The organism is Pseudomonas sp. 20-5 (assembly GCF_056782835.1).
On sequence record NZ_CM165584.1, the window covers coordinates 3,636,288 to 3,660,125 of the forward strand.

A 23,838-nucleotide genomic window follows, 5' to 3' on the forward strand; every position below is an offset into this window, starting at 1 on the left:
CACAGTTTCCGGCAGGTACGCTGGCGACGGCGCCTCCCTCAAGCGTCTCGCCAGCCCCACCCCAGCCCGCCGGCGTAAAACTTTGAAAACAGCTTCTGTCTGGAACCTGCCGATGCCCTCGTAGGTTGGTGGATTACCGTCCACCTGGGCCTGACGAGCGGATCTGCGTCGGTTCCTGGATACGTGTCCCCCGGGACCACTGATGAGGGAAATACTGTGCTTGAAGCCTACCGCAAACACGTAGAAGAGCGTGCCGCCCAGGGTGTCGTGCCCCAACCGCTGAACGCCGAACAGACCGCAGGCCTGGTCGAGCTGCTGAAGAACCCGCCGGCCGGCGAAGAAGAATTCCTCCTTGACCTGATCACCAACCGCGTACCGCCGGGCGTCGACGAAGCCGCCTACGTCAAGGCCGGTTTCCTTTCCGCCATCGTCAAGGGCGAAGCCACCTCCCCCCTTATCGACAAGCAACGTGCCGCCGAGCTGCTGGGCACCATGCAGGGCGGCTACAACATCGCCACCCTGGTCGAGCTGCTGGACGACGCCGAACTGGCCAACACCGCCGCCGAACAGCTGAAGCACACCCTGCTGATGTTCGACGCCTTCCACGACGTCGCCGAGCGCGCCAAGAAGGGCAATGCCGCGGCCAAGTCCGTGCTGCAATCCTGGGCCGATGGCGAGTGGTTCAAGGCCAAGCCGGAAGTCCCGGAAAAGCTGACTCTCACCGTATTCAAGGTCCCCGGCGAAACCAACACCGACGACCTCTCCCCGGCCCCCGACGCCTGGTCGCGCCCGGACATCCCGCTGCACGCCCTGGCCATGCTGAAGATGGCCCGCGACGGCATCGAGCCGGTCCAGCCGGGTTCGGTCGGTCCGCTGAAGCAGATCGAAGCGGTCAAGGCCAAGGGCTTCCCGGTCGCCTACGTCGGCGACGTGGTCGGCACCGGTTCCTCGCGCAAATCCGCCACCAACTCGGTGCTGTGGTTCTTCGGCGACGACATTCCGTTCGTGCCGAACAAGCGTGCCGGCGGCTTCTGCTTCGGCACCAAGATCGCACCGATCTTCTACAACACCATGGAAGATGCCGGCGCCCTGCCGATCGAGTTCGACTGCACCAACCTGGCCATGGGCGACGTCATCGACGTATACCCCTATGAAGGCAAGGTCGTTCGCCACGACAGCGGCGAAGTGGTCACCACCTTCGAGCTGAAGACCCCGGTCCTGCTCGACGAAGTCCGCGCCGGCGGCCGTATCCCGCTGATCGTCGGCCGTGGCCTGACCGAGAAGGCCCGCGCCGAGCTGGGCCTGGGCGCCTCCGACCTGTTCCGCAAGCCGGAAGCACCGGCCGATAGCGGCAAGGGCTTCACCCTGGCGCAGAAAATGGTCGGCCGCGCCTGCGGTCTGCCGGAAGGCCAGGGCGTGCGCCCGGGCACCTACTGCGAACCGAAGATGACCACCGTCGGTTCCCAGGACACCACCGGCCCGATGACCCGCGACGAACTGAAGGACCTCGCCTGCCTCGGCTTCTCCGCCGACCTGGTGATGCAGTCCTTCTGCCACACCGCGGCCTATCCGAAGCCGATCGACGTCAAGACCCACCACACCCTGCCCGACTTCATCATGACCCGTGGCGGCGTGTCGCTGCGTCCGGGCGACGGCATCATCCACAGCTGGCTGAACCGCATGCTGCTGCCCGATACCGTTGGTACCGGCGGCGACTCGCACACCCGCTTCCCGATCGGCATCTCGTTCCCGGCCGGCTCCGGCCTGGTGGCCTTCGCCGCCGCCACCGGCGTGATGCCGCTGGACATGCCGGAGTCGGTGCTGGTGCGCTTCAAGGGCAAGCTGCAACCGGGCATCACCCTGCGTGACCTGGTCCATGCGATCCCTTACTACGCGATCCAGCAGGGCCTGCTGACCGTCGAGAAGAAGGGCAAGAAGAACATCTTCTCCGGCCGCATCCTCGAGATCGAAGGCCTCAACGACCTGACCGTGGAGCAGGCCTTCGAGCTGTCCGACGCCTCGGCCGAGCGTTCCGCCGCCGGCTGCACCATCAAGCTGCCGGAACAGGCGATCGCCGAGTACCTGAAGTCCAACATCACCCTGCTGCGCTGGATGATCGGCGAAGGCTACGGCGACCCGCGCACCCTGGAGCGTCGCGCCCAGGCGATGGAAGCCTGGCTGGCCAAGCCGGAGCTGCTGGAAGCCGACAAGGACGCCGAGTACGCCGCGGTGATCGAGATCGACCTGGCCGACGTCAAGGAGCCGGTGCTCTGCGCGCCGAACGATCCGGACGACGCGCGTCTGCTGTCGAGCGTACAGGGCCGCAAGATCGATGAAGTGTTCATCGGCTCCTGCATGACCAACATCGGTCACTTCCGCGCCGCCGGCAAGCTGCTGGACAAGGTCAAGGGCGGCATCCCGACCCGTCTGTGGCTGGCTCCGCCGACCAAGATGGACGCCCACCAACTGACCGAGGAAGGCTACTACGGCATCTACGGCAAGGCTGGCGCGCGCATGGAAATGCCGGGCTGCTCGCTGTGCATGGGCAACCAGGCTCGCGTCCAGACCGGTTCCACCGTGGTCTCCACTTCGACCCGTAACTTCCCGAACCGTCTGGGCGATGCCACCGATGTGTTCCTGGCATCGGCCGAGCTGGCGGCGGTCTCCTCGATCCTCGGCAAACTGCCGACCGTGGAGGAGTACATGGCCTACGCGAAGGACATCGACAGCATGGCTGCCGACGTCTACCGCTACCTGAGCTTCGACCAGATCGCCGAGTTCCGCGAAGCGGCTGCGAACGCCAAGATCCCGGTCGTCCAGGCCTGATCCAGCGACGCGTCGAACAAGCCCCGCCCCGTGCGGGGCTTTTTCTTGCCCGGCGAAAACCCCCGCGCCGCCTGGCATAGCGCTTGCTGTGGCAGCTATGGAAAAGCGCGCCGACGACGGCGCCTGCGCACTGGAAAACGGGACGGCCCGCGCCGCCCTCCCGCACTTGAGGTGGTGATGACAGACAGAGCGATACGCAGCCAGGCCTGGGCCGGCGGTTCCGACGCACCGGAAAAGAGCGCCCTGGACATCGGTTTCATGGCGCTGACCGATTCGGCCTCGCTGATCGTGGCCGCCACCCAGGGCTTCGCCCAGCCCTACGGCCTCACGCTCAATCTCAGGCGCCAACCGTCCTGGGCCGCCTTGCGCGACAAGCTGCTCAGCGGCGAGCTGGATGCCGCGCAGTGCCTGTACGGGCTGGTCTACGGCGTCCAGCTCGGCCTCGGCGGCAGCGCGGCAAGCGAGATGGCGGTGCTCATGGGACTGTGCCAGAACGGCCAGGCGATCAATCTTTCCGAACCGCTGAAGCAGGCTGGCGTGACCAGTGCGGAGGCACTGCTCCGGCATCGGCGCCAGAATGGTGCACGCCTGACCCTGGCGCAGACCTTTCCCACCGGTACCCACGCGCTCTGGCTGAACTACTGGCTGGCGAGCATCGGTCTGCATCCGCTGGACGACGTGCACAGCGTGGTGGTTCCACCGGCGCAGATGGTCGGCCATCTCCAGGCCGGGCGCATCGACGGGTTCTGCGCCGGCGGTCCCTGGGGCGCCCTGGCCGTGGACCAGGGCCAGGGCTTCACCATCGCCACCAGCCAGGCGATCTGGCCGGACCACCCGGAAAAGGTCCTCGGCACTACCCGCGCCTTCGTCGACGCCTACCCGAACACCGCCCGCGCGCTGGTCATGGCGGTCCTCGACGCCAGCCGCTTCATCGAACAGAACGCCGAGAACCGCCTGGGCACCGCGCAACTGATCAGCGGCCGCGACTATGTCGACGCTCCGCTCGGCGCGATCCAGCCGCGCTTCTTCGGCCGCTACCAGGACGGCCTCGGCAACGCCTGGCAGGACCCGCATCCGCTGCGTTTCTATGCCGACGGCGAAGTCAACCGGCCCTGGCTCTCGGATGGCATGTGGTTCATGACCCAATTCCGCCGCTGGGGCCTGCTGCGCGAAGACCCGGACTACCTGGGCATCGCCCGGAGGGTCCAGCAGACCGCGCTGTACCGCGATGCCGCGACGGCCCTTGGCCTGTGCCTGGACGGCGCCGACATGCGCCGCTCGACACTGATCGACGGGCGCACCTGGGACGGCAGCGACCCCGCCGGCTACGCCCGCAGCTTCCCGATCCACGCCCTGGCCGAAACCGGCCAGGGCATCGACCTCTGACCCTGGTGCGCCCGCCATGCTGCGTATCCTGCTGATCGACGACACGCCGAAGAAAGTCGGACGCCTCAGGGCCGCCCTGCTCGAGAGCGGTTTCGAAGTGGTGGACGAGTCGGGGCTGACCATCGACCTGCCGGCGCGCGTCGAAGCGCTGCGTCCCGACGTGATCCTGATCGACACGGAGTCTCCCGGCCGCGATGTGATGGAGCAGGTCTGCCTGGTCAGCCGCGACCAGCCGCGCCCGATCGTGATGTTCACCGACGAGCACGATCCGGGAGTGATGCGCCGCGCCATCCAGTCCGGGGTCAGCGCCTACATCGTCGAAGGCATCCAGGCCAGCCGCCTGCAACCGATCCTCGACGTCGCCATGGCGCGCTTCGAGAGCGACCAGGCGCTGCGCGCTCAACTGCAGGCGCGCGAGGCGCAGCTGGCCGAGCGCAAGCGCATCGAGCTGGCCAAGGGCCTGCTGATGAAGATGAAGCATTGCGGCGAAGAGGAGGCCTACACGCTGATGCGACGCCAGGCCATGAGCCGCCAGCAGAAGCTGATCCAGGTCGCCGAGCAGATCATCGCCATGCACGACATGCTCGGCGGCTGAATCCGGCTGGGCAGCTGGCGATCATATCGCCAGCCACCCTGCTGGCCCCCGGCGCAGAGCGGCGCGGCTATGCTCGTGCGCCCGGAACGGCCCTATCCGTTCTGGGAGCTACCCCCTCGCCACCCTCGACTAGCATGACCAGGGAGGCCCGCAGTGGACGCCCAGGGCTAGGAGCCGCAGGCGTCCGCCCGAACCGCACCGCCGACTCAGCGGTCAGGAGATGCTCAGCATGATCGATCTCAGCACCTGGAACCTTACCATTCCCACCGAACCCACCCCGCAGGTGATCACCACCCAGCAACTCAACAACGGCTACCAGAGCCGGTACTTCCAGCAAGGCAACGATGGCGGCCTGGTCTTCTGGGTGCCCATCGACGGCTCGCACACCGAGGACAGCACCTATCCTCGCACCGAACTGCGCGAAACCCAGGCCGACGGCAGCCTCGACAACTGGTACTACTGGCAGGCCGACAACGAATTGCGGGTGACCATGAGCGTCGAGAAGGTCCCCTCGAAGAACAAGGTGATCATCGGCCAGATCCACAGCAAGTCGCCACAGACCGACGACGGCGAACCTCTGGTGAAGCTGCAGTACTACTACAAGCCCGAGGAAGGCCTCGGCCGGGTCGAGGCGCTGGTACGCAACCACCCGGACGATTCCTATAGCCGCAACGTGTCGATCCTCGAGCAGGTACGCCTGGGCGAGCGCTTCAACTACAGCCTGCGCGTCACCTCCAGCGGCGAGTTGGCGGTGCGCGCGCGCAGCCAGGACGGCGAAGAGGACGCCTACTACCAGACCCTCGGCAGCGCCTGGAGCGACCAGTTGCTCTATTTCAAGGCCGGCGCCTACGTGAACGACAACGCCGGCGACAGCGGCGAAGGCAGCCGCGTGACCATCTACCACCTGAACACCGCCCATCGCTGAACCGCCGACGGCGCACGGACGCGCCGCCCCAGCCCTGTGCAAGCCCCCGACGCCTGCCACCGCGGCGTGCACGCCCGACGCCATGGTTGTCCCTGCAACCGCTCTACGCCGCGCTTTCGACAACTTGGCAAAGAGCTTGCTACGTCCTGCCAGTCGGTAGCCAACGGCGGTTACCCATCCCCGACAAAGACGTCGCGCGGCCTCTCCTTCCCGGCAGAGGCCCGTGGCGTCTTCGTCGTTTCGCCCCAGCGTCGGGGCGGGTGGGTGGTCCGCTGTCGGACGCTCACCTTGTAGCGATGCAACTTCCGCCGGGCGGCCGTTCCGCCCCGATTCCGCTGGATACGAGGTGTTCGATGAACAACAGCTTCTGGAAGGCCGGCCATGCGCCGACCCTGTTCGCGGCGTTTCTCTATTTCGACCTGAGCTTCATGGTCTGGTACGTGCTCGGCCCGCTGGGGGTGCAGATTGCCGGCGACCTGCAACTGAGCACCCAACAGCGCGCGATGATGGTCGCCACGCCGATCCTCGCCGGCGCCGTACTGCGCTTCCTGCTCGGCCTGCTGGCCGATCGCTGGTCGCCGAAGAGCGCCGGCATCCTCGCCCAGGTCATCGTCATCGCCGCCCTCGCGGCCGCCTGGCTGCTGGGCGTGAACAGCTATGCGCAGGCACTGCTGCTGGGGTTGTTCCTCGGCTTCGCCGGGGCATCCTTCGCCGTGGCCCTGCCGCTCGCATCGCAATGGTACCCGCCGCAACACCAGGGCAAGGCCATGGGCATCGCCGGCGCGGGCAACTCCGGCACCGTGCTCGCCGCCCTCTTCGCCCCCGGCCTGGCCGCCGCGTTCGGCTGGAACAACGTGTTCGGCTTCGCCCTGCTGCCGCTCGTCCTGACCCTCCTGGTGTTCGCCATGGTCGCGCGCAACGCCCCGCAGCGGCCGGCGCCCAAGGCCATGGGCGATTACCTGAAAGCCCTCGGCGACCGCGACAGCTGGTGGTTCATGTTCTTCTACAGCGTCACCTTCGGCGGCTTCCTCGGCCTGGCCAGCACCCTGCCCGGCTATTTCCACGACCAGTACGGCCTGAACCCGGTGACCGCCGGCTACTACACCGCAGCCTGCGTCTTCGCCGGCAGCCTGATGCGCCCGCTCGGTGGCGCCCTCGCCGATCGCATCGGCGGCATCCGCAGCCTGCTGATGGTGTACACCCTGGCCGCCATCTGCATCGCCGCGGTCGGTTTCCACTTGTCCAGCGCGATGGCCGCCCTCGGCCTGTTCGTGGTCGCCATGCTCAGTCTCGGTGCCGGCAATGGCGCGGTGTTCCAGTTGGTACCGCAGCGCTTCCACAAGGAAATCGGCGTGATGACCGGGCTGATCGGCATGGCCGGCGGCATCGGCGGCTTCTGCCTGACTGCCGGCCTCGGCGCGATCAAGCAAAGCACCGGCGACTACCAGCTCGGCCTGTGGCTGTTCGCCAGTCTCGGCGTGCTGGCCTGGTTCGGCCTCCACGGGGTGAAGCGGCGCTGGCGCACCACCTGGGGCTCGGCCGCGGTTACCGCCGCGCGGGTCTGAGCGTGGGGCTGCGACTGAGCATCGGCGAGGCCAGCGCCTGCGGGCCTCGCACGGAAAACCAGGACGCGCTGCGGGTGGTCACCCCGGCGCCGGCCCTGGCCGCCAGCAAGGGACACCTGCTGGCCATCGCCGACGGTGTCAGCCAGTGCGCCGATGGCGGCCTGGCGGCGCGCAGCAGCCTGCAAGCGCTGGCCCTGGATTACTATGCGACTCCGGAAACCTGGGCCATCGTGCAGTCCCTGGACCGCCTGCTGCTGGCGCAGAACCGCTGGCTACAGGCCAACGGCGGCGGCCAGCCGCTGCTCACCACCCTCACCGCCCTGGTGCTGCGCGGCACCCGCTACACCCTTGCCCACGTCGGCGATTGCCGGGCCTACCTGTGGCGCGACGGCGAGTTGCTCCGGCAGACCAGCGACCACGTCTGGGAACAGCCGCACATGCAACACGTGCTGACCCGCGCCCTGGGACTGGACCAGCATCTGGTGGTCGACTATCTGGAAGGCGATCTGGAGCCCGGCAGCCAGTGGCTACTGGTCAGCGACGGCGTCTGGGCGACGCTGGGCGACAGCGGCATCCGCAGCATCCTGCGCAACGCCGAAGAGCCGCAGCGCAGCGCCGAGGCTCTGGTTCGCGCCGCCCACCTGGCAGGCAGCCAGGACAACGCCAGCGCCCTGCTGGTACGCGTGGAAGCCGTGCCCGCAGGCAGCCTCGGCGACGCCCTCGCGCAACTGGGCCACTGGCCACTGCCGCCGCCGCTGAAGCCCGGCCAGCTCTTCGAAGGCTGGCGGGTCCGGCAGTTGCTCGGCGAATCCCGCCAGTCCCTGCTCTACCGGGTCGAGGATGGCCAGGGCCAACCCTGGCTGCTGAAGACCCTTCCCGCCGCACGTGCCGACGATCCGCTGGCAACCCAGGCCCTGCTGCTCGAGGAATGGTTCCTGCGCCGCGTCCAGGGCCGGCATTTCCCCGAGCTGCACGGATTGGCGCAGCGCCAGCATCTGTATTACCTGATGCGCGAGCACCCCGGAGAGACTCTCGCCGAGCGCTTGCGCAACCATGGCCCGCTGTCGCTGCCGGAGTGGCTGGGGCTGGCCAACCAGCTGCTGCGCGGGCTTGGCCAGTTGCATCGACGCAACCTGCTGCACCGCGACCTCAAGCCGGAAAATCTCCACCTCGGCCGCGACGGCGAGCTGCGCCTGCTGGATTTCGGTCTGGCCTGGTGTCCGGGATTGTCGCGCGAAGACCCCCATCTGCTACCGGGTACGCCCAGCTACCTGGCGCCGGAGTGCTTCTCCGGCACCTCGCCCTCGGTGCGCCAGGATCTCTACGCCACCGGCGTCTGCCTCTACCAGGCTCTGACCGGGCGCTATCCCTATGGCGAGATCGAAGCCTTCCAGCACCCGCGCTTCGGTCGCCCCGTCCCGCCCAGCCGCTATCGCCCCGACCTGCCGGCCTGGATCGACGACCTGCTGCTGCGCGCCGTCGCCTGCGACCCCGCACAGCGCTTCGAGACCGCCGAGGAATGGCTGCTCTCGCTGCAACAGGGAGAAGCGTTGCCGGCCGCGGCAACCCGCCCATTGCTGGAGCGCGAACCGCTGCAGACCTGGCGCGCCATCGCCCTGCTGTCCCTGGCCGCCAACCTGGCGCTACTCCTGGTCTGGCTGAAGGGCTGAGAGGCACCAGCCCGGTGCGATACGCCCCGGCACGGGGCAGAAAGACCGCGGGGAGGCCCCGCGTTATCCCTGCAAGGCCATGGAGATAGGCAATAGCGCAAGTTGGCACGGCGCCTGCTTGGGTTCTCCCGACAATCGACAACAAAGCGCCTGCCTCAACGACGAGGCGGCGTTTCCCGACCGAACGGGACCTGGACAAAGGCGTCCTGCTGGCAACAGCGGGACGCCTTTTTTGTTTGCGCCAACCTTATGCAGGAGCTCCTCCGCATGAAGAAGATCAAGCTGGTGATGGTCGGCAACGGCATGGCCGGGGTCCGTACCCTGGAAGAACTGCTCAAGCTCAACTCGGACTTCTACGACATCACGGTGTTCGGCGCCGAGCCCCATCCCAACTACAACCGCATCCTGCTGTCCCCGGTGCTGGCCGGCGAGCAGACCTTCGAGGAAATCGTCCTCAACGACCTCAACTGGTATGCGGAAAACGGCATCAAGCTCCTCCTCGACCGCAAGGTGGTGCAGATCGACCGGCTTCGCCGCAGGGTGGTCGCCGCGGACGGCAGCGAGGCCGAGTACGACCGCCTGCTGCTGGCCACCGGCTCGGTCCCCTTCATCCTGCCGATACCCGGCAATCGCCTGCAGGGCGTGATCGGCTACCGCGACATCGCCGACACCCAGGCCATGATCGACTGCGCCCGGACCCACAGCCACGCGGTGGTGATCGGCGGCGGCCTGCTCGGCCTGGAGGCGGCCAACGGCCTCAAGCAACGCGGCATGGACGTGACCGTCGTGCACCTCTCCGACTGGCTGCTGGAACGCCAACTGGACCGCACCGCCGGCAAACTCCTGCAAGGCGCGCTGGAAGCCCGCGGCATCCGCTTCCGCCTGAACACCCAGACCCAGGAACTGATGGACAACGGCAGCGGCCGGGTCTGTGCCGTGCAGTTCAACGACGGCGACGTGATTCCCGCCGACCTGGTGGTAATGGCCGCCGGCATCCGCCCCAATACCGAGCTGGCCGAAAGCGCGGGCATCCCCTGCAACCGCGGCATCCTGGTCAACGACACCCTGCAGACCTACGACCCACGCATCTATGCGGTCGGCGAATGCGCCAACCACCGTGGCATCGCCTACGGCCTGGTTGCGCCGCTGTTCGAGCAGGCCAAGGTCTGCGCCAACCACCTGGCTCATCTCGGCTACGCCCGCTACCAGGGCTCGGTGACCTCGACCAAGCTCAAGGTGACCGGTATCGACCTGTTCTCCGCCGGCGACTTCATCGGCGGCGAAGGCAGCGAGACCATCACCCTTTCCGACCCCATCGGCGGCGTCTACAAGAAGCTGGTGATCAAGGACGATGTACTGGTCGGCGCCTGTCTCTACGGCGACACCGCCGACGGCGGCTGGTACTTCCGGCAGATCCGCGAGAACCACAACGTCGCGCAGATCCGCGACCACCTGATGTTCGGCGAGAACGCCCTCGGCGATGTCGGCCACCAGGGCCAGAACAGCGCCGCGAGCATGCCCGACACGGCCGAAGTATGCGGCTGCAACGGCGTCTGCAAGGGCACCATCGTCAAGGCGATACAAGAACACGGCCTGTTCAGCGTCGACGAAGTCAAGAAACACACCAAGGCCGCCAGCTCCTGCGGTTCCTGCGCGGGATTGGTGGAACAGATCCTGATCAGCACCGTCGGCGGCGCCGCCGACGTCAAGCCGAAGAGCGAGAAGGCCATCTGCGGCTGCAGCGACCTCAACCACGGGCAGATCCGCAAGGCCATTCGCGAACACCGGCTGACCAGTCTCGACGCCGCCATGCGCTTCATGGACTGGAAGACCCCGAACGGCTGTGCCACCTGCCGCCCGGCCCTGAACTACTACCTGATCTCGACCTGGCCGGGAGAAGCCAAGGACGATCCGCAGTCGCGCCTGATCAACGAACGCGCCCACGCCAACATCCAGAAGGACGGCACCTACTCGGTGGTACCGCGGATGTGGGGCGGCGTGACCAACGCCGCCGAGTTGCGGCGCATCGCCGACGTCGCCGACAAGTACCAGGTGCCGATGGTCAAGGTCACCGGTGGCCAGCGCATCGACCTGCTGGGGGTGAAGAAGGACGACCTGCCGGCCATCTGGAAAGACCTCGACATGCCCTCCGGACATGCCTACGGCAAATCCATCCGCACCGTGAAGACCTGCGTCGGCAGCGAATTCTGCCGCTTCGGTACGCAGAACTCGACGCAGCTGGGCATCGATCTGGAACACGACCTGTTCAACATGTGGTCGCCGCACAAGGTCAAGCTGGCGGTCTCCGGCTGCCCGCGCAATTGCGCCGAGGCCGGGATCAAGGACGTCGGCATCATCGGCGTGGACTCCGGCTGGGAGATGTACATCGGCGGCAACGGCGGGATCAAGACCGAGGTCGCGGAGTTCTTCGTCAAGCTCAAGACCGCCGAAGAGGTGCGCGAATACAATGGCGCCTTCCTCCAGCTCTACCGCGAGGAAGCCTTCTACCTGGAGCGCACGGTGCATTACCTGCAGCGGGTCGGCATGGAGCACATCCGCAAGGCGGTGGTCGAGGACGCGGAAAACCGCAAGGCGCTCAACGACCGCCTGCAATTCGCCCTGTCCTTCGAGCAGGACCCATGGAAGCAGCGCATCGAACAGCCGCAATTGAAGAAGGAGTTCGAACGGATTCCGCTCAAGCAACTGGAAAACGTCTGAATCCCTTGCCCGGGCCGTCCCACGGCGGCCCTCCCCCTACCGGAGTGAACCGATGAACTGGCTGGATATCTGCGCCCTCGATGAAATCAACCCGCTGGGCTCGCGCGTGGTCGCCGGCCCGAAAGGCGACATCGCCATCTTCCGCGCCGCCGACGACCAGGTCTTCGCCCTCGATGACCGCTGCCCGCACAAGGGCGGCCCGCTGTCCCAGGGCCTGATCTACGGCAAGCGAGTGGCCTGTCCGTTGCACAACTGGCAGATCGAACTGGAGAGCGGCGAAGCCGTGGCCCCGGACCAGGGCTGCGCCCATCGCCACCCGGTGCGGGTGGAGAACGGACGGGTGCTGCTCGGCCTGGACAGCGTGGCGCTGTGCGCCTGATCTCTCGCCGATAACAGGAGCCGAGCATGTCGACAGATTCCCCGCTGCGCACCACCGCTTCGACCTGCTGCTACTGCGGCGTGGGTTGTGGCGTCCTGATCGAACACGACGGCGAACGCATCCTCGGCGTGCAAGGCGATCCGCGGCACCCGGCCAACTTCGGCAGACTCTGCAGCAAAGGCGCCAGCCTGCACCTGACCGGCGACCTCCAGGCCCGCGCGCTGTACCCCCAACTGCGCCTCGGCAAGCAACTGGCGCGGGCTCGCAGCGACTGGGAGAGTGCCCTGGAACATGCCGCCGGGCGTTTCGCCGAGACCATTCGCGAACACGGGCCGGACAGCGTGGCCTTCTATATCTCCGGCCAGTTGCTGACCGAGGACTACTACGCCTTCAACAAGCTGGCGCGGGCCCTGGTCGGCACCAACAACATCGACAGCAATTCGCGCCTGTGCATGTCCTCGGCGGTGGTCGGCTACAAGCGCAGCCTGGGCGCCGACGCACCGCCCTGCAGCTACGAAGACCTCGACTGCGCCGATTGCGTGCTGATCGCCGGCAGCAACATGGCCTTCGCCCACCCGGTCCTGTTCCGTCGCCTGGAAGCCGCCAAGGCCGCTCGGCCGGAGATGCGCATCGTGGTGATCGACCCGCGGCGCACCGACACCTGCGAGCTGGCCGACCTGCACCTGGCGCTGCTGCCCGGTACCGACGTCGCACTGTTCCACGGCATCCTGCATATCCTGCTCTGGGAGGACTGGATCGACCGTTCGTTCATCGCCGAGCATACCGAGGGTTTCGCCGACCTGAAGGAACTGGTGCGCGACTACACCCCGGCCGCCGTCGCCGACATCTGCGGCATCGACCGCGCCGACCTGCAGCGCTGCGCCGAATGGATCGGCCGTTCGCCGCGCTTCCTTTCGCTCTGGTGCATGGGGCTCAACCAGTCCAGCGCCGGCAGCGCCAAGAACAGCGCACTGATCAACCTGCACCTGGCCACCGGCAAGATCGGCCGCGCCGGATGCGGACCGTTTTCCCTCACCGGCCAGCCGAACGCCATGGGCGGTCGCGAGACCGGCAGCCTGGCCAACCTGCTGCCCGGCCACCGCGAAGCCGCCGATCCCGGCCATCGCGCCGAGGTGGCGCACTACTGGGGTGTGGAACAGTTGCCCACGTCCCCCGGTCTCAGCGCCATCGAGCTGTTCGATGCGGTCCACGACGGCCGGATCAAGGCGCTCTGGATCGCCTGTACCAACCCCGCGCAATCGCTGCCGGACCAGCGCAAGATCCACGAAGCCCTTGCCCGCTGTCCCTTCGTGGTGGTCCAGGAAGCCTTCGCCGGCACGGAAACCTGCCAATACGCCGACCTTTTGCTTCCAGCCGCATCCTGGGGAGAAAAGGAAGGCTCCGTGACCAATTCGGAACGGCGGGTCAGTCATGTCCGTCGGGCCGTTCCGCCCCCCGGGGAAGCACGCCAGGACTGGAACATCGTCTGCGACTTCGCTCGCCGCCTGGAAGGGCACCTGCGGCCCGCTAAACCCGGCCTGTTCGCCTTTGCCGACAGCCGCAGCCTGTTCGACGAATACAAGCTGCTCACCGCCGGGCGCGACCTCGATCTTTCCGGCCTCAGCTACGCACTGCTCGACCGCCTGGGGCCGCAGCAATGGCCATTTCCCACTGGCGCGGAGCAAGGCACCGCACGGCTCTATGCAGACGGCCGCTTCCCTACCGCCTCGGGACGCGCGCAACTGGTCGCCGAACCCTACCGCGCCGCCCAGGAAAAACGCGACGCGCGCTACCCGCTGACCCTCAATACCGGACGCTTGCGCGACCAGTGGCACGGCATGAGCCGGACCGGCACCTGCGCACGCCTGTTCGGCCATGAAGAGGAGGCCCTGGTGCACCTGCATCCCGAGGAACTGCGCCGCCGCCAACTGCTGGACGGGCAGCTCGTGCGCCTGAAGAGCCGGCGTGGCGCCCTGGTCCTGCCGGTGAGCGCAGACGACTCGGTGCGCCCCGGCCAGGCCTTCCTGCCGATGCACTGGGGCGATCGCTTCCTCAAGGGCCTGGGCTGCAATGTCCTAACCCTGCCGGCGTTCGACCCCCTGTCGAAACAACCCGAACTCAAGCACGCCGGGGTTCAGGTCGAGTCCGTCGAACTGCCCTGGCGCCTGTTCGCGCTGGTGGAAACCGATATCCAGGCGCGTTTCGAGGCCCTCCGTGCGCTGTGCGAAGTCTTCGACCACGCCAGCTTCAGTCTCGCCGGACGCGAGCGCCCCGCCCTGCTGGTCAGCGCCGCACACCATGAGGCACCTGGCGCAGACCTGCTGGAGCGGATAGATCGCCAACTCGAATTGCTCGACGGGCCGATCCTCGCCTACGACGACCCACGGCGCGCCATCGGCAAGCGCGTGCGCCTCGAAGACGGGCGCATCGTCGCCGTCCGGCTCGCCGGCGAAACCCTCGCCCGTGACTGGTTGAAAGAGCTCTGGCTTACCGGCCGGGCCGATAGCGAGCTACGCCGCTGGCTGCTCGCCCCACTCGGCGCGGCACCGGGACGACCCAGCCAGGGTGCGGGCGGCAAGACCCTGTGCAGTTGCCAGAACGTCAGCCAGCAAACGGTGCTCGGCGGCATCGCCCGCGGATTGGACCTGGACGGATTGAAGCGCGAGTTCGGCTGCGGCACCGGCTGCGGCTCCTGCGTACCGGAAATCAAGAGACTGCTGGCGGCCCCCCGGCCCATGGCGGCGAATGCCTGAGGAGAACGACGATGAGCGGTAAGGTCTGGCTGGTGGGTGCGGGTCCCGGCGATCCGGAACTGTTGACCCTGAAGGCAGTTCGCGCCCTGCAGGACGCGGATGTGGTGATGGTCGACGATCTGGTCAACCCGAGCATACTGGAGCACTGTCCGTCCGCCCGGCTGGTCCGGGTCGGCAAACGCGGCGGCTGCCGCTCCACACCGCAGGACTTCATCCAGCGCCTGATGCTGCGGCATGCCCGCCAGGGACGCAGCGTGGTGCGCCTGAAAGGCGGCGATCCATGCATCTTCGGCCGCGCCGGCGAAGAAGCCGAATGGCTGGCCCGGCACGGGATAGACAGCGAGATAGTGAACGGCATCACCGCCGGGCTGGCTGGCGCCACTGCCTGCGGCATACCGCTGACCTACCGCGGCATCAGCCGCGGCGTGACCCTGGTGACCGCGCATACCCAGGACGACAGCCCGCTGGCCTGGGAAGCCCTGGCACGCAGCGGTACCACGCTGGTGGTCTACATGGGCGTCGCCCGTCTCGCGGAGATCCAGGCCGGGCTGCTGGCTGGAGGCATGGCCGAGGATACGCCGCTGGCGATGATCGAGAACGCCACCCTGGGCAACCAGCGCGAATGCCGCAGCAACCTCGGCGAGCTACTGCGGGACGCCGGACGTTTCGCCTTGAAAAGCCCGGCGATCCTGGTGATCGGCGAAGTAACCCGCGACATCGTGTCGCAACCGATTTCCCTGAGCGCCTGACGAGCGGTCTTTTTCCAGGCAAAGAAAAACCCGGCCTGAGCCGGGTTTTTCCTTAGAGGCTCAGCCGATTACTTGGCTTCAGCTTCTACTTCGGCTTCAACGCGACGGTTGATAGCGCGGCCTTCAGCGGTGGCGTTGTCGGCAACCGGGCGGGACTCGCCGTAACCAACAGCGTTCACGCGACCACCTTCTACACCGTACTCGTTGACCAGTACGTCACGAACGGCGTTGGCACGACGCTCGGACAGCTTCTGGTTGTAAGCGTCGGTGCCGACGGAGTCGGTGTGACCTTCAACGGTGGTGGAAGTGGACGGGTACTGCTTCATGAAGTCAGCCAGGTTCTTGATGTCAGCGTAGCTGTTCTCTTTGACCTTGGACTTGTCGAAGTCGAACTTCACGTCCAGCTGTACGCGTACGACTTCGGCGACAGCCGGGCAGCCGTTGGCGTCAACGGTGACGTTGGCCGGGGTATCCGGGCACTTGTCGACGTTGTCGCAAACGCCGTCGTTGTCGGAGTCGGAGCAAACGTCGGCAACCGGTTCCGGAGCCGGAGCGGCTTTCGAACCACCGAAGTTGAAGCCGACGCCCAGGCCAGCCATCCACTCGCCCTGGTGACCGTTGTCACGCTTCTCCAGACCGTACTGGCCGTCGAGGCTGGCCTTGGCGAAGAAGTTCTCGGTGAAGTAGTACTTCAGACCAGCGCCGATGTTGGCCATGGTCATCTGCTGACGGCCTTGGCTGTCGCTGTTGATGTTGGTGATGTTCTGGTGAGCCAGACCAGCCGACACGTACGGACGCAGACCTACGCCCGGGGTACCGAAGTGGTAGATGGCGTCCAGGGAGGTCAGGTTGCCGTGGACCTTCTTGTTGCCGGTTTCGTAGGTGCCACGAACGTCATGGTACTCACCGTAGGACAGCGCCAGCTCGACGTCGTCGGTCAGGAAGTAACCGATCGAGCCGCCGTACAGGTCCGCGTTCTTCATGTTGCGAACGCTGTCGGTGAAGTAGCGCTTGCCGAAGGCTTCGATCTCTACCGAGTTCTGGCCCTGGGCAAAGGCGTTCATTGCCGAAGCGGCAACCAGCGAGCCGATGACAACGCCTAAGGTGTTCTTCAGTTTCATCCGTTAAATCCCCATCTTGATGGTCAGTTAGTTGTCCAACAATCAGCCGCACAACTTGGGTGGCAAGTTTATCAGAACTTCCCGCATAGAGAGACAATATTTACCCAACTATGTTTCGGTCGCATCTGAAAACTTTTCGCGCAGGCGGTCCAGTGCCCGCTTGTAGCGCATTTTCGTCGCACTCAGACCCATGTGCATGATATCCGCTATCTCCTGAAACTCCAGTTCCGCGACGAAGCGAAGAACCAGAATCTCCCGATCTATCGGATTGACATGGACGAGCCAACGATCCAATCCGCCCCGCTCCTCAACCTTCGGCGACTTCTCCTCGGAAGCCTCCTCCAGCGGGTCGAGGCTGAGCGCATCCATCAATCGGCGCTTGCGGCGCTCCTTGCGGTACTGCGTGATGCACTCGTTGTACGTGATGCTATATAGCCACGTTTTGAACTTCGACTTGCCCTCAAAGTTCTTCAACCCGTACAAAACTTTCAGCATCACCTCCTGGCACACGTCGTCCGCGTCGCGGTCGTTGCCCAGGTAGCGGGCACAGACGTTGAACAGCGTGCGCTGGTAACGCCGCATCAATTCTTCATAGGCGCGCGTCACGTGGAACAGCTCCGAGTGCGCACGCTCGACCAGCTCTTCATCGGAAAGCTGGCGTGGGTCATACCGCTGTGACAGGGGGTGAGGCTTATTCAAGTGAGATCAGGCCAGTCATATCGTAAGCCGGGCCGCCCTGCAGAGCAGCCACGTCCATTATCTCTCCCGGATCAGCGGCTGGTAACTCGCTGATCGAGCAGTAGACGGTTGGCCAGCGACACAAGCTCTCCCTCTTCTGTCAGCAGGATGGTCTTGACCGTACCTATCTCTTCAATAGTGCCTTCAACGTCACCCACTTTCACCTGTTGTCCGACCTGATACAGCTCGCGGACGTAGATTCCTGCAATGATCTGCCCGGCGACCTCGCGGCTGCCCAGGCCCAGGGCCAGCGCAGCGGCCAGGCCGACGGTGATCAGGACGATGGCGATGATGTAGTTGAGCAGGTCGGTCTTGACCTCGAGCTGCCCCACCGCCACCGAGATGCTGATGATGATGACCAGCCACTGGGCGATCCGCCCCAGGCCGTTCGCGTATTCGAGGCCGACGCCGTCCGCCGCGCCGCGCACGACGCTGTTCACCAGTTGCGCCAGGAGCACGCCGACGATCAGCACCAGGGCCGCGCCGAACACCTTGGGCAGGTACAGGGCGAGGACGTCCAGCGTGGCGGATACCCGCTGCAGGCCGAGCGACTCGGCGGCGGATACGAGGAAGACGAGCAGCACGAACCAGTAGACGATCTTGCCGACCAGCGTCGAGACCGGAACCTGGATACCGACCCGGGCCAGCAGCTTGGTCAGGCCGGTGCCACCCATCAGCCGGTCCAGGCCCAGCTTGGCCAGCAGCTTGGAAAGCAGCGCATCGAGCAGCTTGGCGATGACGAAGCCGAGCAGAACGACCACCAGGGCGCCGAGCAGGTTGGGGATGAAGCCTGCCAGCTTGCCCCACAGGGTGTTCATCGCGGTCAGCAAGCTCTGGGTCCAGATATCGAATTGCATGTTCACTCAGCCTTGTCAGCAGAAGATGCGTTTTTCGCGGAAATACGGGAAACCGGCGCCAGATGCGGCGAACCGTTGTTGATGCCGATCATCAGCGCCTGCAGCCAGTGCCCCATGAGGCTGAACAGGTCACCGGCGCCGACCTGGCGATTGGCGGTCTTCAGCACCCGTCCCAGACGCGCGTCGTCGTCCGGCTGGGGAGCCGAAGCCTTGAGCAGGTCCCGCAGGGACTCTTCGAACGGATCGTGCATGCGCACCTCATGTCTGTACGAGGGAGTGACGCCCTCTCCTCACTCCAGGTCACGTCAGAGCCAGCGCAGCCGACGAAATACCCACCACTGGAAGGTGGCGACCCCGCCGATCAGCAGGCAGGCCAGCCAGAACCCATGCGGTGCATCCGCCCCTGGAATGCCGCCGACATTGATTCCCAGCAGGCCGGTGACGAAGCTCATCGGCAGGAAAAAGCCGGTGATTATACCAAGGAGATACATGGTGCGGTTCATCCGTTCGGTGATTCGCCGCGACTCGGCTTCCTGCAGGACGCTGATGCGCTCCCGTATCAACTCGAGTTCTTCGAGATTCCGCGTCAGCCGGTTGTTCAGCTCGTTCCAGTAATCGGCGTCGTCCTCGACGAACCAGGACAGCTTGTAGCGCGCCAGTTGCGAGTAGATGTCCCGCTGCGGCGCCAGGTAGCGCCGCAACCCCGCCGACCGGCGGCGCAGGGTACGCAACTGGTGCTGGTCGGGACTGGCGCGCTCGTCCGCCTCGACCAGTTCCTCGACAGCATCGAGCTGGTCGGCTATCCCGCTGATCAGCGTGTCGACGCGATCGGTCAGGTAGTGCGCGAGGTAGTACACGACCTCGGATGCCGTCTTCGGCCCTTTCCCCGCCTCCAGGTCCTCGAGCAGATCGGCCACCGCCTTCAGCGGCCGCAGGCGCAGCGAGATCACCCGGCGCGCGTCGGCGAATACCCGCAGCGAAACCATGTCTTCCGGCTCCGCGCCCGGATTCAGGTTCACTCCACGGAGGAACACCAGCAGGCTTTCGGCCCCGAGATCGAGCAAACGGGGGCGGGTCGCCTCCTCCAGCAGCAGATCGCAGGCGAACTCGCTGAGCCCCGCGGAATCCCGCAGCCAGGCCTGCGCTTCCGGTACGCCGCGGTCCCAGTGCAGCCAAAGGCTCTCCTCCGGCAGCAGGTCGAGCACCGCTATCTGGTTGCGTCCGACACGGCGTCCGCCGCCGCGCCCGTTGAGGACGTAGCCATAGATCAAGCCGCGCTCGTCACCCGACTCGTACGCTTGCATTGCGCTTCCCTTGGTAAAACGACCATTTCGACAGTAAAAACACAAGTCCGGTACCAGTCAATTCATGGACTTGCGGCATAACCTTAAAGCCAGTCCTGAGACCCATATGCGCGCCTCGGGTTCATTCCAGCAAAAAGCCCCGGGACGCTGCCTGCGTCACCGGGGCCGGAACGGCTGTTAAAAAGCCCTATTCGGGCATCTTCAAGGCCTGCGGAGAAACGATGATGCCGTTGTTGTCGGCATACACGAACTCGCCGGGGCGGAAGGTGACGCCGCCGAAGGTCACGGCGACGTTCAGATCGCCGATGCCGCGCTTGTCGGTCTTCAGCGGATGACTGGCCAGGGCCTGGACGCCGAGGTCGGTCTGGGCGATCACGTCGACGTCACGGATGCAGCCATATACGACGATCCCTTCCCAGCCGTTCTTCGCCGCTTTCTCGGCCAGCATGTCGCCCAGCAGGGCGCGGCGCAGCGAACCACCGCCATCGACGACCAGGACCTTGCCCTTGCCGTCCTTGTCGACCTGCTCCTTGACCAGCGAATTGTCTTCGAAGCACTTGATGGTGACGATCTCGCCGCCGAAGGAGTCGCGGCCGCCGAAGTTGCTGAACATGGGTTCGACGACCTGGACCAGCTCAGGATAGGCATCGCACAGATCGGGAGTGACGTAATGCATGGGAAGCTCCTGTGGGTGAAGGGATCGGCTCGGGCAGCTCCGGAGGATCATCGGCCGCCCGCCCCGGCGGCGCCGGCGTGACCGGAGCCGCCATTTGCGTCACATGTTAGCCGCTGATTCCGGCTTCCGATACGTCTAGCGCCTCACTCCACGCGGATTCGTCGCCCGCCGGCGATCGCTGGCGCAGCCAGCGCTCCACCAAGGGCCAGACCTCTAGCTGGGCCGCCTTGCCGATCAGCATCTCGATATGCCCGTAGTCCTCGGCGTAGCCAGCCTCGCGTCCGAGCAACAGGTATTCGCGCTCGGACGAGGCGAACTGCTCGAACAACTTGCGACAGGCCCAGGACGGGTCCTGCCGGTCCCCAGCCCCGGCGACCGCCAATAGCGGTACGTCGACTGCGGCGAGCCCCTTCCACCAGTCGTTGCCCGGCTCGCCGAAGCGGCCGAACAGCCCATGCCAACGCAGGACCTCCAGCGCCAGGCCGACCGGCTCGTCTTCCGGCCCCTGCCGCCAACGGCTTCCGGACAGCGCATCGACGCGGCGCAGCAGCAGGCGCGCGAGGATGCCTGCCATGGGCAACCTGAACAGCCAGTGCGCGGTGCTGACCTGGCTACCGAACAACGCCACGGAAGCGATCCGCGCCTGGTCCAGGTAGCCCCCGCCCAGTCCCGCCGCCAGCACCACCCCACCGAGGGAGTGGCCAATCCAGTGCGCCGGCTGCCCGCACTGCTCGTGGATGAAGGAGGCCAGCGCCGGCAGGTCGTAGCGCGCGTAGTCGGCGACCCGGTTGTCCCGGTAACCATCGTTGCGAATCGACAGGCCATGGCCGCGCATTTCCGGCAGCCAGACATCGAACCCCGCCCGCGCCAGGTAAGGACCTAGTCCGAGCGCACGCGGCGAGTACCAGAAGCGGCGGTTGGAAAAACTCCCGTGCAGGAGGATCACAGGCGGTCCGCGCCGCTCGCCGGCGGCCTGCTGTCCAAGCCGGGTTACGACCAGCTCGACGCTGGCATCGGGGCTGTTGCCGGGCTTCAGGCGGTAGATGTCTTCGGTAAGGTCGGCGCGCAACTCGGCGCTGACCAGGGCGACAGGAAAGAGGCGACTACTGCTTTGCATGCTTGTCTTGTACAGGAGGCACGAAAAAGGGCGGTGTTACCCGCCCTTTCCGGATACAGCGAGGACCGATCAGGCCTGGTCTTGCCCCTCGGCAAGGAAGAACCAGGTATCCAGCACCGAGTCGGGGTTCAGCGAGACGCTCTCGATGCCCTGCTCCATCAGCCAGCGGGCCAGGTCCGGGTGGTCCGACGGACCCTGGCCGCAGATGCCGATGTACTTGCCGGCCTTGTTGCAGGCAGCGATGGCGTTGGCCAGCAGCTTCTTCACCGCCGGATTGCGCTCGTCGAACAGGTGGGCAACGATGCCGGAATCGCGATCCAGGCCCAGGGTCAGCTGGGTCAGGTCGTTGGAACCGATGGAGAAGCCATCGAAGAACTCGAGGAACTCGTCGGCCAGCAGGGCGTTCGACGGCAGTTCGCACATCATGATGACCTTCAGGCCGTTCTCGCCGCGCTTCAGGCCGTTCCCGGCCAGCAGCTCGACCACCTGGCTCGCCTCGCCCAGGGTGCGCACGAAGGGCACCATGATCTCGACGTTGGTCAGGCCCATTTCGTTGCGGACCTTCTTCAGCGCACGGCACTCCAGCTCGAAGCAGTCGCGGAACGACTCGCTGATGTAGCGCGAGGCGCCACGGAAGCCGAGCATCGGGTTCTCTTCTTCCGGCTCGTAGAGCTTGCCGCCGATCAGGTTGGCGTACTCATTGGACTTGAAGTCGGACAGGCGCACGATGACCTTCTTCGGCCAGAACGCCGCGGCCAGGGTGCTGATGCCCTCCACCAGCTTCTCGACGTAGAAGCCGACCGGATCGGGATAGCCGGCGATACGCTTCTCCACGCTTTCCTTGATGTCCGCCGGCAGGCCGGCGAAGTTCAGCAATGCCTTGGGGTGCACGCCGATCATGCGGTTGATGATGAATTCGAGGCGGGCCAGGCCCACGCCTTCGTTCGGCAACTGGGCGAAATCGAAAGCGCGATCGGGATTGCCGACGTTCATCATGATCTTGAACGGAAGGTCGGGCATGGCGTCGATCGAGTTCTTGCGCACATCGAAACCGAGTTCACCTTCGAAGATGAAGCCGGTATCGCCTTCGGCACAGGAAACGGTCACCCCCTGGCCATCCTGCAGGATCTGGGTGGCATTGCCGCAACCGACCACCGCCGGGATGCCCAGTTCGCGAGCGATGATCGCCGCGTGGCAGGTACGCCCGCCGCGGTTGGTGACGATGGCGCTGGCGCGCTTCATCACCGGCTCCCAGTCCGGGTCGGTCATGTCGGAGACCAGGACGTCACCCGGTTGGACCTTGTCCATTTCCGACACGTCGTTGATCACCTTGACCGGACCGGCACCGATGCGCTGGCCGATGGCACGTCCTTCCACCAGGACGGTCCCCTTCTCTTTCAGCAGGTAGCGCTCCATGACCGTGGCGCTGGCGCGGCTCTTCACGGTTTCCGGGCGTGCCTGGACGATGTACAGCTTGCCGTCGTCACCGTCCTTGGCCCATTCGATGTCCATCGGGCGGCCATAGTGCTTCTCGATGATCATGGCCTGCTTGGCCAGCTCGGTGACCTCGGCGTCGCTCAGGGCGAAGCGGGCGCGATCGGCGCGATCGACGTCCACCACCTTGACCGAGCGACCGGCCTTGGCTTCGTCGCCGTAGATCATCTTGATCGCCTTGCTACCCAGGTTGCGGCGCAGGATGGCCGGACGCCCGGCTTCCAGGGTCGGCTTGTGGACGTAGAACTCGTCGGGGTTCACCGCGCCCTGGACCACGGTCTCGCCCAGGCCGTAGGCACCAGTGATGAAGACCACGTCGCGGAAGCCGGATTCGGTGTCCAGGGTGAACATCACCCCGGCGGTGCCGGTTTCCGAGCGGACCATGCGCTGCACGCCGGCGGACAAGGCGACCAGCTTGTGGTCGAAGCCCTGGTGCACGCGGTAGGCGATGGCGCGGTCGTTGAACAGGGAGGCGAAGACCTCTTTTGCTGCGCGGATCACATTGTCCACGCCGCGGATATTGAGGAAGGTTTCCTGCTGGCCGGCGAACGAGGCGTCCGGAAGGTCTTCGGCGGTAGCGGAGGAACGCACTGCCACGGCGAGGTTGTCGTTGCCGTTGGCCAGGGCGGCGAAGGCCTGGCGGATCTCGCTGTCGAGACGGGCCGGGAACTCGGCTTCCATCACCCACTGGCGGATCTGCGCGCCGGTCTTGGCCAGGGCGTTGACGTCGTCGACGTCCAGGGCGTCCAGGGCCGCGTGGATACGGTCGTTGAGGCCACTCTGCTCGAGGAAGTCACGGTAGGCCTGGGCGGTGGTGGCAAATCCGCCGGGTACGGAAACGCCGGCACCGGCCAGGTTGCTGATCATCTCGCCGAGGGATGCGTTCTTGCCCCCCACATGCTCTACATCATGGACGCCGAGCTTATCGAGGGAAACTACGTACTCTACCAAGGTGATCTCTCCAC

General features: G+C 65.9%; 18 protein-coding genes. 10 read left to right on the forward strand and 8 right to left on the reverse strand.

The genetic code is table 11. The features are described 5' to 3' along the window. Positions 1-216: 216 nt before the first annotated feature. The 10 genes from acnB (at position 217) to cobA (ending at position 15,566) form a co-directional block, all read left to right on the forward strand. Complete coding sequence (acnB, locus tag AC1RB9_RS16625; protein ID WP_003087875.1) at positions 217-2,826, forward strand: bifunctional aconitate hydratase 2/2-methylisocitrate dehydratase; 2,610 nt, start codon at positions 217-219, stop codon at positions 2,824-2,826. A gap of 177 nt (positions 2,827-3,003) precedes the next feature. Beyond that, the gene (locus tag AC1RB9_RS16630; protein ID WP_003450078.1) at positions 3,004-4,212 is read left to right on the forward strand and encodes a CmpA/NrtA family ABC transporter substrate-binding protein; all 1,209 of its coding nucleotides are present in this window, start codon (positions 3,004-3,006) and stop codon (positions 4,210-4,212) included. 16 nt (positions 4,213-4,228) lie between these two features. Next, entirely contained in the window at positions 4,229-4,807 is a 579-nt protein-coding gene (locus AC1RB9_RS16635) for an ANTAR domain-containing response regulator (RefSeq protein WP_003087868.1), read from the forward strand. A 229-nt stretch (positions 4,808-5,036) separates the two neighbouring features. Then, on the forward strand, positions 5,037-5,732 hold the full coding sequence (locus AC1RB9_RS16640) for a polysaccharide lyase family 7 protein (protein WP_003450072.1): 696 nt from the start codon (positions 5,037-5,039) through the stop codon (positions 5,730-5,732). A gap of 353 nt (positions 5,733-6,085) precedes the next feature. Beyond that, positions 6,086-7,297 carry a NarK family nitrate/nitrite MFS transporter gene (locus tag AC1RB9_RS16645; RefSeq protein ID WP_003450070.1) on the forward strand — a complete coding sequence of 404 codons (1,212 nt, stop codon included), beginning with the start codon at positions 6,086-6,088 and terminating at the stop codon, positions 7,295-7,297. A gap of 74 nt (positions 7,298-7,371) precedes the next feature. Further along, the gene (locus AC1RB9_RS16650) at positions 7,372-8,967 is read left to right on the forward strand and encodes a bifunctional protein-serine/threonine kinase/phosphatase (protein WP_014603054.1); all 1,596 of its coding nucleotides are present in this window, start codon (positions 7,372-7,374) and stop codon (positions 8,965-8,967) included. 267 nt (positions 8,968-9,234) lie between these two features. After that, positions 9,235-11,685, forward strand: coding sequence for a nitrite reductase large subunit NirB (gene nirB / locus AC1RB9_RS16655; protein ID WP_003450065.1), 2,451 nt, complete (start codon positions 9,235-9,237; stop codon positions 11,683-11,685). Positions 11,686-11,737: 52 nt separating this feature from the next. Further along, complete coding sequence (gene nirD / locus AC1RB9_RS16660) at positions 11,738-12,064, forward strand: nitrite reductase small subunit NirD (RefSeq protein WP_003098054.1); 327 nt, start codon at positions 11,738-11,740, stop codon at positions 12,062-12,064. Between the two features lie 26 nt (positions 12,065-12,090). Further along, positions 12,091-14,817: a nitrate reductase gene (locus AC1RB9_RS16665; RefSeq protein ID WP_003450063.1), complete on the forward strand. Its 2,727-nt coding sequence runs from the start codon at positions 12,091-12,093 to the stop codon at positions 14,815-14,817. A gap of 11 nt (positions 14,818-14,828) precedes the next feature. Then, on the forward strand, positions 14,829-15,566 hold the full coding sequence (gene cobA, locus AC1RB9_RS16670) for a uroporphyrinogen-III C-methyltransferase (RefSeq protein ID WP_003087845.1): 738 nt from the start codon (positions 14,829-14,831) through the stop codon (positions 15,564-15,566). Positions 15,567-15,634: 68 nt separating this feature from the next. Here cobA and oprF read toward each other — a convergent pair whose 3' ends face one another. The 8 genes from oprF to ppsA all read right to left on the reverse strand — a co-directional run bounded on the left by oprF (position 15,635) and on the right by ppsA (position 23,824). Then, positions 15,635-16,687, reverse strand: a complete 1,053-nt coding sequence (gene oprF / locus AC1RB9_RS16675) for an outer membrane porin OprF (RefSeq protein WP_003087843.1) — start codon at positions 16,685-16,687, stop codon at positions 15,635-15,637. Positions 16,688-16,795: 108 nt separating this feature from the next. Then, a complete protein-coding gene (sigX, locus tag AC1RB9_RS16680) occupies positions 16,796-17,386 on the reverse strand; it encodes an RNA polymerase sigma factor SigX (RefSeq protein ID WP_003098059.1) in 591 nt (196 codons plus the stop codon). A gap of 71 nt (positions 17,387-17,457) precedes the next feature. Next, positions 17,458-18,282 carry a mechanosensitive ion channel family protein gene (locus AC1RB9_RS16685; RefSeq protein WP_003087830.1) on the reverse strand — a complete coding sequence of 275 codons (825 nt, stop codon included), beginning with the start codon at positions 18,280-18,282 and terminating at the stop codon, positions 17,458-17,460. A 2-nt stretch (positions 18,283-18,284) separates the two neighbouring features. After that, a complete protein-coding gene (locus AC1RB9_RS16690) occupies positions 18,285-18,539 on the reverse strand; it encodes a hypothetical protein (protein ID WP_003120308.1) in 255 nt (84 codons plus the stop codon). A 48-nt stretch (positions 18,540-18,587) separates the two neighbouring features. Then, positions 18,588-19,586, reverse strand: coding sequence for a zinc transporter ZntB (locus AC1RB9_RS16695; protein WP_003098062.1), 999 nt, complete (start codon positions 19,584-19,586; stop codon positions 18,588-18,590). A gap of 187 nt (positions 19,587-19,773) precedes the next feature. Continuing rightward, the gene (gene rraA, locus AC1RB9_RS16700) at positions 19,774-20,262 is read right to left on the reverse strand and encodes a ribonuclease E activity regulator RraA (RefSeq protein WP_003087823.1); all 489 of its coding nucleotides are present in this window, start codon (positions 20,260-20,262) and stop codon (positions 19,774-19,776) included. Between the two features lie 106 nt (positions 20,263-20,368). Beyond that, entirely contained in the window at positions 20,369-21,379 is a 1,011-nt protein-coding gene (locus AC1RB9_RS16705) for an alpha/beta fold hydrolase (RefSeq protein WP_003120309.1), read from the reverse strand. Between the two features lie 69 nt (positions 21,380-21,448). Then, positions 21,449-23,824 carry a phosphoenolpyruvate synthase gene (gene ppsA, locus AC1RB9_RS16710; protein ID WP_003450060.1) on the reverse strand — a complete coding sequence of 792 codons (2,376 nt, stop codon included), beginning with the start codon at positions 23,822-23,824 and terminating at the stop codon, positions 21,449-21,451. Positions 23,825-23,838: the final 14 nt, after the last annotated feature.